General features: G+C 63.0%; 12 protein-coding genes and 1 pseudogene. 7 read left to right on the forward strand and 6 right to left on the reverse strand.

The window, feature by feature from the left end:
* The first annotated feature begins 50 nt into the window (after positions 1-50).
* Both RLCC275e_RS02455 and RLCC275e_RS02460 read left to right on the forward strand, forming a co-directional pair.
* Entirely contained in the window at positions 51-899 is an 849-nt protein-coding gene (locus tag RLCC275e_RS02455; protein ID WP_033181705.1) for a TIGR01459 family HAD-type hydrolase, read from the forward strand.
* A 14-nt stretch (positions 900-913) separates the two neighbouring features.
* A complete protein-coding gene (locus RLCC275e_RS02460) occupies positions 914-1,897 on the forward strand; it encodes a bifunctional riboflavin kinase/FAD synthetase (RefSeq protein ID WP_033181808.1) in 984 nt (327 codons plus the stop codon).
* Between the two features lie 12 nt (positions 1,898-1,909).
* Here RLCC275e_RS02460 and RLCC275e_RS02465 read toward each other — a convergent pair whose 3' ends face one another.
* Positions 1,910-2,368 (reverse strand): type II toxin-antitoxin system VapC family toxin, encoded by a 459-nt coding sequence (locus RLCC275e_RS02465; RefSeq protein ID WP_033181706.1) that lies wholly within the window; start codon positions 2,366-2,368, stop codon positions 1,910-1,912.
* Positions 2,365-2,628 carry a type II toxin-antitoxin system Phd/YefM family antitoxin gene (locus RLCC275e_RS02470; protein ID WP_033181707.1) on the reverse strand — a complete coding sequence of 88 codons (264 nt, stop codon included), beginning with the start codon at positions 2,626-2,628 and terminating at the stop codon, positions 2,365-2,367. Before RLCC275e_RS02470 ends, RLCC275e_RS02465 begins: the two co-directional genes overlap by 4 nt.
* Before the next feature lie 350 nt (positions 2,629-2,978).
* Here RLCC275e_RS02470 and ileS point away from each other — a divergent pair, with 350 nt between their 5' ends.
* Positions 2,979-5,870 (forward strand): isoleucine--tRNA ligase, encoded by a 2,892-nt coding sequence (gene ileS, locus RLCC275e_RS02475; RefSeq protein WP_033181809.1) that lies wholly within the window; start codon positions 2,979-2,981, stop codon positions 5,868-5,870.
* A 133-nt stretch (positions 5,871-6,003) separates the two neighbouring features.
* Complete coding sequence (locus RLCC275e_RS02480; RefSeq protein ID WP_033181708.1) at positions 6,004-6,633, forward strand: hypothetical protein; 630 nt, start codon at positions 6,004-6,006, stop codon at positions 6,631-6,633.
* A gap of 50 nt (positions 6,634-6,683) precedes the next feature.
* Here the strand turns inward: RLCC275e_RS02480 and RLCC275e_RS02485 are convergent, their stop codons facing one another.
* Positions 6,684-7,121 (reverse strand): nucleoside deaminase, encoded by a 438-nt coding sequence (locus RLCC275e_RS02485; protein WP_033181810.1) that lies wholly within the window; start codon positions 7,119-7,121, stop codon positions 6,684-6,686.
* 90 nt (positions 7,122-7,211) lie between these two features.
* On the opposite strand from RLCC275e_RS02485, the gene RLCC275e_RS02490 reads away from it, so the two are divergent.
* The 3 genes from RLCC275e_RS02490 to RLCC275e_RS02500 are packed head-to-tail and all read left to right on the forward strand — an operon-like array spanning position 7,212 to position 10,758.
* A complete protein-coding gene (locus RLCC275e_RS02490; protein ID WP_033181709.1) occupies positions 7,212-9,323 on the forward strand; it encodes a pseudouridine synthase in 2,112 nt (703 codons plus the stop codon).
* Positions 9,304-9,864: a 16S rRNA (guanine(966)-N(2))-methyltransferase RsmD gene (gene rsmD / locus RLCC275e_RS02495; RefSeq protein WP_003556839.1), complete on the forward strand. Its 561-nt coding sequence runs from the start codon at positions 9,304-9,306 to the stop codon at positions 9,862-9,864. The genes RLCC275e_RS02490 and rsmD overlap by 20 nt, the downstream gene beginning before the upstream one ends.
* Positions 9,865-9,876: 12 nt before the next feature.
* On the forward strand, positions 9,877-10,758 hold the full coding sequence (locus RLCC275e_RS02500; protein ID WP_033181710.1) for a patatin-like phospholipase family protein: 882 nt from the start codon (positions 9,877-9,879) through the stop codon (positions 10,756-10,758).
* A gap of 13 nt (positions 10,759-10,771) precedes the next feature.
* Here the strand turns inward: RLCC275e_RS02500 and RLCC275e_RS02505 are convergent.
* From RLCC275e_RS02505 to RLCC275e_RS02515, 3 genes and pseudogenes are all read right to left on the reverse strand, one after another.
* Positions 10,772-11,032: pseudogene (locus RLCC275e_RS02505) on the reverse strand (copper uptake system-associated protein); the annotation flags it as partial.
* Positions 11,033-12,406 (reverse strand): PepSY-associated TM helix domain-containing protein, encoded by a 1,374-nt coding sequence (locus tag RLCC275e_RS02510; RefSeq protein WP_033181712.1) that lies wholly within the window; start codon positions 12,404-12,406, stop codon positions 11,033-11,035.
* 89 nt (positions 12,407-12,495) lie between these two features.
* The gene (locus RLCC275e_RS02515; protein ID WP_033181811.1) at positions 12,496-12,903 is read right to left on the reverse strand and encodes a hypothetical protein; all 408 of its coding nucleotides are present in this window, start codon (positions 12,901-12,903) and stop codon (positions 12,496-12,498) included.
* Positions 12,904-12,970: the final 67 nt, after the last annotated feature.

A 12,970-nucleotide genomic window follows, 5' to 3' on the forward strand; every position in this document is an offset into this window, starting at 1 on the left:
CTTGCGCCTTTGCAATGTCACCGGTGACTGAAGCAAATCGGGAAATCGGAATGGCCAAGCGGATAGAAAACTTCTCGGAGGTATCAGGTCGCTATGATGTGGTGCTCTGCGATGTCTGGGGCGTCGTTCACAACGGCGTCGATCCGTTCCCAAAGGCGGCCGCAGCCCTTGAAGCGGCACGCGAAAGCGGCCTCGCCGTTGTCCTTATCACCAATTCGCCGCGCCTTTCCTGGCAGGTGGTCGAGCAGCTGCGCCAGATCGGCGTTCCCGACAGCGCCTATGACAGGATCGTCACCTCTGGCGACGTCACGCGCGGGCTGATCGCCGAAGGGCCGAAGACCGTCTTTCTGCTTGGCCCCGAGCGCGACAAGGCGCTGCTCGAAGGCATTGGCGTCGAGCGCCGGCCGGCGGGCGAAGCGCAATCGCTGGTCTGCACCGGCTTTTTCGACGACGAGACGGAGAAGCCGGAGGATTACATCGATATGCTTCTCGATTTCAAAGCCCGCGACGTGCCGATGATCTGCGCCAATCCCGACCTCATCGTCGAACGCGGCCATCGCATCATCCCCTGCGCCGGCGCCATGGCCGCCTATTACCAGCAGCTTGGCGGCAGCACCCGCATCGCCGGCAAACCGCACCGGCCGATCTACGAGGCGACGCTTGCGGCTGCCCGCGAGCTTCGCGGCGATTTCCCGGTCGAGCGCGTGCTGGCGATCGGCGACGGCATGCCCACCGATGTGCGCGGCGCCTTGAATTACGGCCTCGACCTCCTCTACATCAGCGGCGGTATCCACGCTAAGGAATATACTCTCAACGGCGAGACCGACGAGGCAATCCTCAACGCCTATCTCGAACGGGAAAACGCCGCGCCGAAGTGGTGGATGCCCCGCCTTGCATGAAGAGAAGCCAGCCGATGACCGTCTTCCACCGCAATGAAACCCGGGAACCCTTGCCCGCCCATCTGAAGGGCGGCGTCATTGCCATCGGCAATTTCGACGGCGTGCACCGCGGCCATCAGTCGGTGCTGAACCGGGCGCTCGAAATCTCCAAGGCCCGCGGTATCCCCGCTTTGGTGCTGACCTTCGAGCCGCATCCGCGCACGGTCTTCCGGCCGCAGGCGCCGGTCTTCCGCCTGACGCCGGCGCCGCTGAAGGCCCGCATCATGGAAACGCTGGGTTTCAGCGCCGTCATCGAATATCCCTTCGACTACGAGTTCTCGCAGCGCTCGGCCGATGATTTCATCCATTCGATCCTGAAGGATTGGCTTGGCGCCTCCGAAGTCGTCACCGGCTTCGATTTCCATTTCGGCCGCGGCCGCGAGGGCGGTCCGGCCTTCCTGATGAATGCCGGCCATACCTACGGTTTCGGCGTCACCCTGATCGATGCCTTCCGTGACGAAAACGCCGATGTCGTCTCTTCGAGCCATATCCGCGCGCTCCTGAAGGAGGGCAATGTCAGTGAAGTCGCCGGCATGCTCGGTTACCGCTATACGGTGGAAGCCGAGGTGATCGATGGCGAAAAGCTCGGCCGGCAACTGGGTTTCCCGACGGCCAACATGCGCCTGCCGGCGGAGGTCGATCTTGCCGCCGGCATCTACGCCGTCCGCTTCCGCCGCCAGGACGGCACGCTCCACGATGCCGTCGCAAGCTATGGCCGCCGCCCGACGGTGACCGAAAACGGCGCGCCGCTGCTCGAAACCTATCTTTTCGATTTCAGCGGCGATCTCTACGGCCAGCTCTGCTCCGTCTCCTTCTTTGGTTATCTCCGCCCCGAGCTGAAATTCGACGGCCTCGATGCGCTGGTTGCCCAGATCAAACGTGATGAGGAAGAGGCGAGGGCGCTGCTTGCCGGCGTTACGCCGCTCAGTGCGCTTGATGGGAAACTGTGCTTTTCCTGAGATCGCCTTGACCTATTTCCGGCTCAGCGGAAACTGACTGGGATCGTTCGTCCATGGATCGAAGATCGCCGCGCCGGAGAAGCGCGTATCCCTGACGTTTCGCGTCACCAGATAGAGATTGTGCTGGATTGCGGTTGCAGCGAGCATCGTATCGACAACCGACGGCGCATGTCCGGTCTTGAGTTTCACCCGCCCCGAAATGACGCCCCAGTGTCTGACGGCTGCGTCGCTCAGCGAAAGAACGCGTTGCGAAAACCTTTCCTCCAGCGCATCGCGGGAGGCGGCATAACGATAGAGGTTTTGATCGTCTTCCGGCAGGTTTTCGATGCCCTTGTCATATTCCGCCAGTGTGAGGATGCTGATGAACATCTTCTTCTCGTCTTGAGCCGCAGCCCAGGATTTGACAGAGGGTGCACCATTCGGATTGATCAGTGCGGCAATGACGTTGGTATCGAGCAGCCAGCCGATCACAGCTCGGTATCCCGTCCGTAATCTGCCTCCCGCTCAAGGTCGAGCGCTTTGAGATCGAGGCTTTCCATGAAGGCGACGAAGGGCTTCTTCGGTTCGGCTTTGGTCAGTTTGTCGAGTTCTTCGGCGCTGATGACGACGACGCTGTCCCGGCCGCGAACGGTAACGCGCTGTGGTCCTTCGCTGTGTGCGCGGCGGACCACCTCGCTGAAGCGCGCTTTCGCGTCTTCGAGCTTCCAGCTTTGCTTCGTGACTTTTTTCATGCCTCTGGCTCTCGATCTAATCTGGTCAGATAGTCAGATATATACCGCAAGCTGCATAGAGTTTCCAGCCTTAGGCTTTCCAGAAGGATGCGGCCACCGGCGATTCCAGCCGTTGAAGCCGATTGCCAACCGCGAATTCTTCTCTTCCTTTTCCCGGCAAAAACGCCTATGAACCGGCGCGATGACCAAATATCGGCTGGCAATGATGATGCGAATTATCGGCCCGGCCTTCCGCGCGCGCTAAGCGGCCGGAAGGTCCGGGTTTTTGGCGCTTGGATACGAGCGCTTCCGTCACCAGCTATTTCACGCCCGTTGCGCCCTTTCCGGGCCGCCAGAAACGATTGCCAGACATGACCGACACAGCCGAAAAGATCGACTATTCGAAGACCCTCTATTTGCCAGAGACCGATTTCCCGATGCGCGCCGGCCTGCCGCAGAAGGAGCCGGAACTCGTCAAGCGCTGGCAGGAGATGGGTCTCTACAAGAAACTGCGCGCTTCCGCCGCCGGCCGCGAGAAATTCGTCCTTCACGACGGTCCGCCCTATGCCAACGGCAACATCCATATCGGCCACGCGCTGAACAAGATCCTCAAGGACGTCATCAACCGTTCGTTCCAGATGCGCGGCTACGACGCCAATTACGTGCCCGGCTGGGATTGCCACGGCCTGCCGATCGAATGGAAGATCGAAGAAAAGTACCGCGAGAAGGGCAAGAACAAGGACGAGGTCCCGGTCAACGAATTCCGTCGGGAATGCCGTGAGTTCGCCGCCGGCTGGATCAAGGTCCAGGCGGAGGAGTTCAAGCGTCTCGGTATCGAGGGCGACTTCGACAATCCCTATACGACGATGAATTTTCACGCGGAATCGCGCATCGCCGGCGAACTCCTGAAGATCGCCGCTAGCGGTCAGCTCTATCGCGGCTCCAAGCCGATCATGTGGTCGGTCGTCGAGCGCACCGCGCTGGCCGAGGCCGAGGTCGAATACCAGGATTATGAGAGCGACACGATCTGGGTGAAATTCCCGGTTGTCGAAGGTCCGGTCGCGCTCAAGGATGCGTTCGTGGTCATCTGGACGACCACGCCCTGGACGATCCCCGGCAACCGCGCGGTCTCCTTTTCGCCGCGCATCTCCTACGGCCTCTATGAAGTGACGGCCGCCGAGAACGATTTTGGTCCGCGTCCCGGCGAAAAGCTGATCTTTGCCGATAAGCTGGCCGAGGAATCCTTCGCCAAGGCCAAGCTGCAATACAAGCGCTTGAGTGATGTCTCTGCGGCCGACTTCGCAGCGATGACCTGTGCGCATCCCTTCAAGGGTCTCGATGGCGGCTATGAATTCCGCGTGCCGCTGCTCGATGGCGATCACGTCACCGATGACGCCGGTACCGGCTTCGTGCACACTGCACCCAGCCACGGTCGCGAAGACTTCGATGCCTGGATGTCGGCTGTCCGCACGCTTGAGGCCCGTGGCATCGACACTAAAATCCCGTTCCCCGTCGATGACGGCGGTTTCTATACCGCCGACGCCCCCGGCCTCGAAGGCGCCCGTGTCATCGATGACAACGGCAAGAAGGGCGATGCCAACGACCGTGTCATCAGGGAGTTGATCGCTCGCGGCGCGCTCTTTGCCCGCGGCCGGCTGAAGCACCAGTATCCGCATTCCTGGCGCTCGAAGAAGCCGGTCATCTTCCGCAACACGCCGCAATGGTTCGTCTATATGGACAAGACCCTTGCCGACGGCACGACGCTGCGTTCGCGCGCGCTCAGTGCAATCGACGACACGCGCTTCGTGCCCGCCGCCGGCCAGAACCGCCTGCGCGCCATGATCGAAGGTCGCCCGGACTGGGTGCTTTCGCGCCAGCGCGCCTGGGGCGTGCCGATCGCCGTCTTTGCCGACGACGAGGGCGAAGTCCTGGTCGATGAAGCCGTCAACGCCCGCATCCTCGAAGCCTTCGAACACGAGGGCGCCGACGCCTGGTTTGCCGAAGGCGCCAAGGAACGTTTCCTTGGCAACGATCATGACCATTCCAAGTGGACGCAGGTCATGGACATCCTCGACGTCTGGTTCGACTCTGGCTCGACGCACACCTTCACGCTCGAAGACCGCCCGGACCTGAAGTGGCCGGCTGATCTTTATCTCGAGGGTTCCGACCAGCATCGCGGCTGGTTCCATTCGTCGCTGCTGGAATCGGCGGCCACCCGCGGCCGTGCGCCTTACGACGCCGTCCTCACCCATGGCTTCACCATGGACGAGAAGGGCGAGAAGATGTCGAAGTCGAAGGGCAACGTCACCGCACCGCAGGAGGTGATGAAGGATGCCGGCGCCGATATCCTGCGCCTCTGGGTGATGACCTCGGATTATGCCGACGACCTGCGCGTCGGCAAGACGATCATCCAGACCAATGTCGACGCCTATCGCAAGCTGCGCAACACCATCCGCTGGATGCTCGGCACGCTCGCCCACGACAAGGGCGAGGAGATCGCGCTTGCCGACCTGCCGGAGCTGGAGCAGCTGATGCTGCACCGGCTTGCCGAGCTCGACGAACTGGTGCGCGAGAACTACGATGCCTTCGACTTCAAGAAGATCGCCCGCGCACTGATCGATTTCGCCAATGTCGAGCTTTCGGCCTTCTATTTCGATGTCCGCAAGGATGCGCTCTATTGCGATGCGCCGTCGAGTCTCCGCCGGCGCGCCAGCCTGCACGTCATCCGTCAGATCTTCGATTGCATGGTGACGTGGCTCGCCCCGATGCTGCCCTTCACCACCGAGGAGGCCTGGCTGTCGCGCAACCCCTCCGCCGTTTCCGTGCATCTGGAGCAGTTTGCTCCGGTCGCAAAGGAATGGCGCAACGATGCCCTGGCCGAGAAGTGGAAGAAGATCCGCGCCGTGCGTTCGGTTGTGACAGGTGCTCTGGAGATCGAGCGCAAGGACAAGCGCATCGGTTCCTCGCTGGAAGCGGCTCCCGTTGTTCATATCGCCGATCCGGAGCTGCTGAAGGCGCTGGAAGGCCAGGACTTCACCGAAGTCTGCATCACCTCGGCAATCGAGATCAAGGCCGGCGAAGGCCCAGGGGATGCCTTCCGCCTGGCTGAGGTGCCTGAGGTCAGCGTCGTGCCGAAGCTTGCAGAGGGTGAAAAATGCGCTCGCTCTTGGCGCATCACCAGGGATGTCGGTTCCGATCCGGAATATCCCGATGTTTCGGCCCGCGACGCCGCCGCCCTTCGCGAACTCGCTGCCCTCACGTGAAGAATATTGCCGGGTGAATTGCGCTTTCGCGGTTCATCCGGTAAAAGCTGCCTGAAAATGGCCGGATTTTTGCGTCAGGGGGACGGTTGTCCGGTTGGGCGAGGATTGCACCGGCAGGGCTGGAAGGGTTTTCATGTTAGCAACGCATTGGTTCCGTATGGGCGCCTGCCTGTCTGTCGTAGTGGCGGGATGCTCCCTGGTGTCCAGTTGCGCCAGCAGCCCGACCTACGGCACGGACAAGACCGCCATGGAACAGTTGACCGACGATCTCGGCCAGTCCGTGTCGTTGACCGGCCCGGACCCGAAGAACAAGGGCGTCAAGTACACGCCGCGGCCGACGCTGGTGCTGCCGGCGCAGGCGCAGAAAGAGACCCTCGTCCCGCCGCAGCAGACGGTCGCCAACAAGGACAATCCGCAATGGCTTGAATCGCCCGAGGAGACCCGCGCCCGTCTCGTGTCGGAAGCCGACGAGAATTCGGACAATCCGAATTACCGGTCGCCGCTCGCAAGCTCTGCGATCGAAGGCGGCCGGCGAACGACGGAAGCCCAGACCAAGGCCTACCGTGAAGCCCGTGCCCTGCAGAAGGGCTCCTATGTCGATCAGCGCCGCTATATATCAGATCCGCCGCCCGGCTACCGCACCGTCGACGATCCGGCAAAGCTCGACGATGTCGGCGAGCCCGAACTCAAGAAGCAGAAGAAGCGCAAGAAGGATGCAGCGGTCGCCAACACCGGCAAGCAGTGGTGGAACTTCCTGCAATAGCTTGTTCGGCGCGTCGGCAAGGATGACGCCGCCGCGCACCGGCGCTGGGATTACGGCGCCTCTCTCCTTTGCGAAAAGAACCTTCGCAGCAGATCGGCCGATTGAACCTCGTTGAAGCCGGAATAGACCTCCGGGGCGTGGTGGCAGGTCGGTTGCCCATAGAATCGCACGCCATTGTCGACGCCGCCGCCCTTCGGGTCCTCGGCGCCGTAGTAGAGTCTGCGGATGCGCGCAAACGAGATGGCTGCCGCGCACATGGTGCAAGGCTCGAGCGTCACGTAGAGATCGGCACCGGCAAGACGTTCCTGTCCGAGCGCTTCGCAAGCGAGCCGGATCGCGGCGATTTCGGCGTGCGCGGTGACGTCTTTGAGCTCGCGCGTGCGGTTTCCCGAGCGTGAAACGGCAATATCGTCGATAACGACGACGGCGCCGATCGGCACCTCTCCGCGTTCTCCGGCGGCACGCGCTTCTTCGAGCGCCATCTCCATGAAACGATTTGTCTTCACGATCGCAAGAATTTCCACTTAACCGCAGATGCGTGACCTGATAGACAGGCCCAAAAGGCAGGCAAACAACAAATGACACCCAAAGACAAGCCAAAACGCCCGGGCGCAAAGCCCCTTTCACGGGATATCAGGTCGAAAGCCGGCCCGAAGGCGGACGGCGACAAGCCGGCAAAGCCTGCGGTTGCACGCGCAATCGCCGCCGAAACCGATGGTGACGCCAAGGCCGAACGCATTTCCAAGGTGATGGCGCGTGCCGGCGTCGCCTCCCGCCGTGACATCGAACGCATGATCATGGAAGGCCGTGTGACGCTGAACGGCAGGGTTCTCGAAACCCCCGTCGTCAACGTCACGCTCGCCGATCGGATCGAAGTCGACGGCGTGCCGATCCGTGGCATCGAGCGCACCAGGCTGTGGCTCTATCATAAGCCCACCGGCCTGGTGACCACCAATGCCGATCCGGAAGGCCGCTCGACCGTCTTCGACAACCTGCCGGAAGAATTGCCGCGCGTCATGTCGATCGGCCGCCTCGATATCAACACCGAAGGCCTGCTGCTCTTGACCAATGACGGCGGTCTCGCCCGCGCGCTCGAGCTGCCGGCGACCGGCTGGCTGCGGCGCTACCGCGTCCGCGCCCATGGCGAGATCGATCAGGACGCGCTCGACAAGCTGAAGGACGGCATCGCCGTCGACGGCGTGCTCTACGGCTCGATCGAGGCGACGCTCGACCGCACGCAAGGCTCGAACGTCTGGATCACCATGGGTCTTCGCGAAGGCAAGAACCGCGAAATCAAGAACGTGCTCGGTGCGCTCGGCCTCGACGTCAATCGCCTGATCCGCATTTCCTATGGCCCGTTCCAGCTCGGCGACCTGCCGGAAGGCCATGTCGTCGAAGTGCGCGGCCGCACACTCCGCGACCAGCTCGGCCCGCGCCTCATCGAGGAAGCCAAGGCGAATTTCGACGCGCCGATCTACAATACGACGGCGGTCGCTGCCGAGGAAGAGGCAGAGCCGGCAGCACCGGAAAAGCGCGAGCGTCCGCGTCGCGACGAGGACAAGCGCGAACGGGCGCTGAGCCGTCTCGATACCAAGCGCGACGACCGCCACGGTGGGGCGCGCAAAGAGGACGATCGCCGCGACGGCGGCCGCAGGGACGACGAGAAGCCGAAGCGTCCCCAGCCGCTCGGCCAGCGCCGCAGCGCCAATGTCTGGATGGCGCCGGGCGCCCGGCCGCTCGGCGAAAAGGCAGCGGCGAAAGCCGCCAAGAATGCGCAGACTGCGCGCCGGCGCGGCGAGCCGGCGCCGGCAAAGAATGATCGCATCGAGGATCGCCCGCGCACGCTGGTGAACCGCGTGCGCGAAGAGGATGGCGAGTGGATCCGCTCGAGCGAGCAGCCCCGCGGCAAGGATGAGGGCGAAGGCTTCGGTCGTAAGCGTTCCTTCGGGGATCGCCCCGCCCGCGAAGACCGCGGTTCTGGCGACCGCCCGGCGCGCAGCGACCGGCCGTTCGGTGATCGTCCCCCGCGTGGGGATCGGCCCTTCGGCGACAAGCCGCGCGGTGATCGCAAGCCGCGTGCGGATGGCGACGAGCGTCCTCGGGCCGCGAGAGGCCCTGCCGGTGAGGGCCGTTCCGAGCGTCCGCGCGGCGACCGCCCCTTCGGCGAACGTCCTTCTCGTGGAGACCGCCCCTTCGGCGACAAGCCGCGCGGTGATCGCAAGCCGCGTGCGGATGGCGACGAGCGTCCTCGTGCCGCCAGAACCTCCGCAGGTGAGGGCCGCTCGGAGCGTCCGCGCGGCGACCGCCCCTTCGGTGATCGTCCTTCTCGTGGAGACCGGCCCTTCGGCGACAAGCCGCGTGGGGATCGCAGACCGCGCGAGGACGGTGATGAACGTCCGCGGGCAGCCAGAAGTTTTGCTGGCGAGGGCCGTTCCGAGCGTCCGCGCGGTGAAAGATCGTTCGGTGACAAGCCTCCGGGTGACAGGCCTTCTGGAGACAGGCCGCGCGGCAAGGGCTTTGCGGCCAAGCCCAGCGGGGCGAAGCCTGGTGGGGCCAAGAGTTTTTCCGGTAAGCCGAAAGGCGCCAAGCCGGGCGGGGACAGACCAGGCGGCGACAGGCCTGCAGGCGGGCCGTCCAGAGGTGGTGCTAAAGGAAAAGGAATGACGCGCGGTGCGGATCGTCGGCGGTGAGTTTCGCGGACGGCCTCTCGCCGTGCCAAAATCCAACGAGATCCGGCCGACTGCCGACCGGACGCGCGAGAGCCTGTTCAATATATTGAGCCATGCCTATCCGGAATGCGTCGATGGCACCCGGATTCTCGACCTCTTTGCCGGTACCGGCGCCGTCGGCCTCGAAGCGGTTTCACGCGGCTGTCGTCATGCGCTCTTCGTCGAAAACAGTGTCGAGGGCAGGGCGCTGCTCTGGGAGAACATCGATGCGCTCGGCCTGCATGGCCGCACGCGGATCCTGCGCCGGGATGCGACCGATCTCGGCAGCGCCGGCAATCTCGACCCCTTCGACGTGCTCTTTGCCGACCCACCCTATGGCAAGGGTCTCGGTGAGAAGGCGATGGCGGCGGCGGCCGAGGGCGGCTGGCTGCGGCCAGGCGCAATCGCGGTGCTCGAAGAACGGGCCGATATTGTCGTTTCCGTCCATTCTTCCTATGTCTTCCTCGAAAGCCGCATCTTTGGCGATACGAGGGTGCATTTCTTCCGATATCAGCCGCAATAAGCGGGGGCGGGCGTGCAGCAGGCAGAGATCATCAGCCCGAAATTGCCTGCGATCAGCGATGTGCCAACGGTCGCCGTCGCTTTTGGCGGCGGCGGTGCGCGCGGACTTGCCCATATCCATGTCATCGAGACGCTCGATGAACTCGGGATCCGCCCGGTGGCGGTATCAGGCTCGTCGATCGGCGCGATCATGGCGGCCGGCATGGCGGCCGGCATGTCCGGCGTCGAAATCCGCGAACATGCGCTGACGACCGTCGGCAACAAGACGGCCGTCGTCGCCCGCATCTGGGGCCTGAGGCCGGCGACGGTGCGCGATGCGGTGGCCAAGGGTATCCGCATCGGCCAGTTCAATCTGGAGCGGATCCTCAAGGCCTTCCTGCCGTCCGAGCTGCCGGCCCGCTTCGAGGATCTGCTGGTCCCGATGAAGGTTATCACCACCGATTATTACGGGCAGTGCGAAGTCATCATCGAGCAGGGCGAACTGTTTCCCGCACTTGCGGCCTCTTCCGCCATCCCCGCCGTCTTCATGCCGGTGCGCCTGCGCGACCGCGTGATGATCGACGGCGGCATCAGCAATCCCGTGCCCTATGAGTGCCTGATGGATCTTGCCGACATCGTCGTCGGCATCGATGTCGTCGGCGCGCCGGAAGGCGACGGCACCCATATTCCGAACCGCATGGAGAGCATCTTCGGTTCCGGCCAGTTGATGATGCAGACGGCGATCTCCTTGAAGCTGAAGCTTCGCCCGCCGCATATCTTCCTGCGCCCGACGGTCGGCCGCACCGGTGTCATGGATTTCCTCAAGGCCCGCGAAGTCCTCGCCATGTCCGTCGGCGTCAAGGACGACCTGAAATTCGCCCTTGACCGGGAAATCGAGGCTCGGCTGAAGCGCTAGCTGCCTGTTTCCCTCATTGGGCGTGGCCCTCGTGGCCGCCGCCCGCACCGTTCGATGTCTCATTCATCATCATCACCGTGCCCTCGAAGCTTGAGAAGACCGCAAGCGCGGAAGAATCGAGGTCGGCCTCGGCATCCTTCAGTTTCGCAGCCATCCCGGCGGCATCATCTGCGGAGAGCCCGATCCTCTCCAGCGTCCCGGTATCCTTCAGGCTGTCGCCGCTGCAGAGATGGATGCTCCAGCCATGATGCGTCTTCTTCATCTGATGACTCCCTCAAGCGAGAACACGTTTCAGCAACGGTACGAACCGCACGACGATCTGGTCGAAGGCGATCATGACGACAATCGCGAGCCCGCTCATCGGGAAGGTGACGGCGAAGATCCCGACAATCACCCAGAGGCCATAATAGATCGAAGGCTTCGGCGGCATGGGTGGCACGCCGAGGCGGCCGATCGGGCGCCGTTTCCACCACATCACGACAGCGGTCACGCAGCTGAGCACAATTGCGAGGCATGTTGCGAGCATCAGCAACTGGTTGAAACGCCCCCATTCCTGTCCCTGGTGGACATTGATGCCCCACTCGATCGCTTTGCCGAGGAACGGATATTGATCGAAGCCGATATCGATCAGCGGTTTGCCGGAATACTGGTCAATATGGAGCGTGCGTTCGTCAGTAAGATCGTCGGGAAAGAGCGAGGCGGTATAGACGCCCGTCTCGTCGGAGGGGATCGCCACGTCGAAGCCCGGCGCCATGCCCAGCCGTTTGGCGATCTCCACGGCTTTGTCGAGGCCGATTGGCCTGGCTGATTGCGCTGCGGCGATATCGGAAAGCGGAACGGGCGCCTTCTCGACGATCCAGCCGCTGTTCGGAAGGATATCCTCGGTGACTTTTCGCGACTTCGGCACGTCGTCCCAGAGCTGCACCGGATAGCCGAGGCCATGTTCGGTCAGCCAGGCATTGGCGTTCGCCCCCCAATAGCCCGACCATGGCATGCCTGACATCGCAAGGAAGAAGATCAGGACACCGGCGAAGGCACCGGTCACCGCATGCAGGTCGCGCCAGAAAACGCGGCGACCGGGCGTTCCCCGCACGCTGACAACGCCGCCCGTCTGGCGTCGCGGCCACCAGAGATAGATGCCGGTGACGACGAGCACCATGGCAAAGCCGCCGACAATTTCGATCAGCCGGTTCGTTATGGTGCCGAAATAGGCGAGGCTGTGGATGCGCTTGACGACATAATTGAACTCGTCGGTCGATCCGACCACATCGAGCACCTTGCCGTCATAGGGGTTGACGAAGACCAGCATCGAGCCGGCATCGCTGGAGAGGGTGACGATGGCTGATCGCTCGGGCAGGACCGGGTCTTTGTAGGATGTCGCCGTTGAGCCCGGCACGGCGGAGGCGGCGATCTCTGCGATCCGCTCCGCCGACAGCGCTTCGCCAGCCGGCTGGACACTATAACGGCAGCCGAAGAAGGTGCTGTTGATCTCATCCTTGAAGAGATAGAGCGATCCGGTAACGGCCAGATTGAGCAGGAAGGGTATGACGAGAAGCCCGGCAAAGAAATGCCAGCGCCAGATGGCACGGTAGAGCGAAACGCCGTTTGCGGCATTCGCCGCCGGTTCGGCAGCAGTAATGGTCGACATGAGAATGGATCCGTATCCATGACCGACGGCACGCATGCAGGTCGGCCGGCGTTGAAAGGCGCATCACGGCGCCTGCCGCAACGCGAAGTTCAGGCAGGGATCGGATCGGAAGGCGGAGCCCGAGGACCGGTATTGGGCGGGAAAAGCTGGCGATGGAAGGCCTCGGTCCGGATCGGCAGTTCAACCGCGGCCGCAAAGGGTATGGGAGCGCCGGCGATGTCCGTCGGCGCCGGCAGGAGGATGGAGACGCTGATCCGGCAGGCTTCGCAACCGTGCGAATGCGCCTTGTCGTGTTGGTCCTGACCGGATGTGTCCGTCGTGGTGACGCAAATCGTCGGCAGCGTCCCGTCTGGAAGCACAAATTGGGCGAGTTCAGCCGGATCAAATTCGCCGGCCGCTGCGACGGGAACCTGATGGGCGAAGCCGACGAACACCAGTGCGACCGCGCACAGGATGCGCAGCGCCCATTGCTCGATCTGTGTCGTCCGTCTGATCAAGATTCCCTCTTGGATCGCTCCGATCGGACGTTTGATAAACGCCACTCCCCTCATATTCAATGCGTCA

This window comes from Rhizobium brockwellii (assembly GCF_000769405.2).
Taxonomy (GTDB): Bacteria; Pseudomonadota; Alphaproteobacteria; order Rhizobiales; family Rhizobiaceae; genus Rhizobium; species Rhizobium brockwellii.

What these genes read in the sequence shown, in the direction of transcription:
- RLCC275e_RS02470 (WP_033181707.1), bottom strand. Translation starts at nt 2,628, where the DNA reads ATGAAAAAAGTCACGAAGCAAAGCTGGAAGCTCGAAGACGCGAAAGCG.
- RLCC275e_RS02510 (WP_033181712.1), bottom strand. Translation starts at nt 12,406, where the DNA reads ATGTCGACCATTACTGCTGCCGAACCGGCGGCGAATGCCGCAAACGGC.
- ileS (WP_033181809.1), top strand. Translation starts at nt 2,979, where the DNA reads ATGACCGACACAGCCGAAAAGATCGACTATTCGAAGACCCTCTATTTG.
- RLCC275e_RS02460 (WP_033181808.1), top strand. Translation starts at nt 914, where the DNA reads ATGACCGTCTTCCACCGCAATGAAACCCGGGAACCCTTGCCCGCCCAT.
- RLCC275e_RS02455 (WP_033181705.1), top strand. Translation starts at nt 51, where the DNA reads ATGGCCAAGCGGATAGAAAACTTCTCGGAGGTATCAGGTCGCTATGAT.
- RLCC275e_RS02490 (WP_033181709.1), top strand. Translation starts at nt 7,212, where the DNA reads ATGACACCCAAAGACAAGCCAAAACGCCCGGGCGCAAAGCCCCTTTCA.
- RLCC275e_RS02485 (WP_033181810.1), bottom strand. Translation starts at nt 7,121, where the DNA reads ATGGAGATGGCGCTCGAAGAAGCGCGTGCCGCCGGAGAACGCGGAGAG.
- RLCC275e_RS02480 (WP_033181708.1), top strand. Translation starts at nt 6,004, where the DNA reads ATGTTAGCAACGCATTGGTTCCGTATGGGCGCCTGCCTGTCTGTCGTA.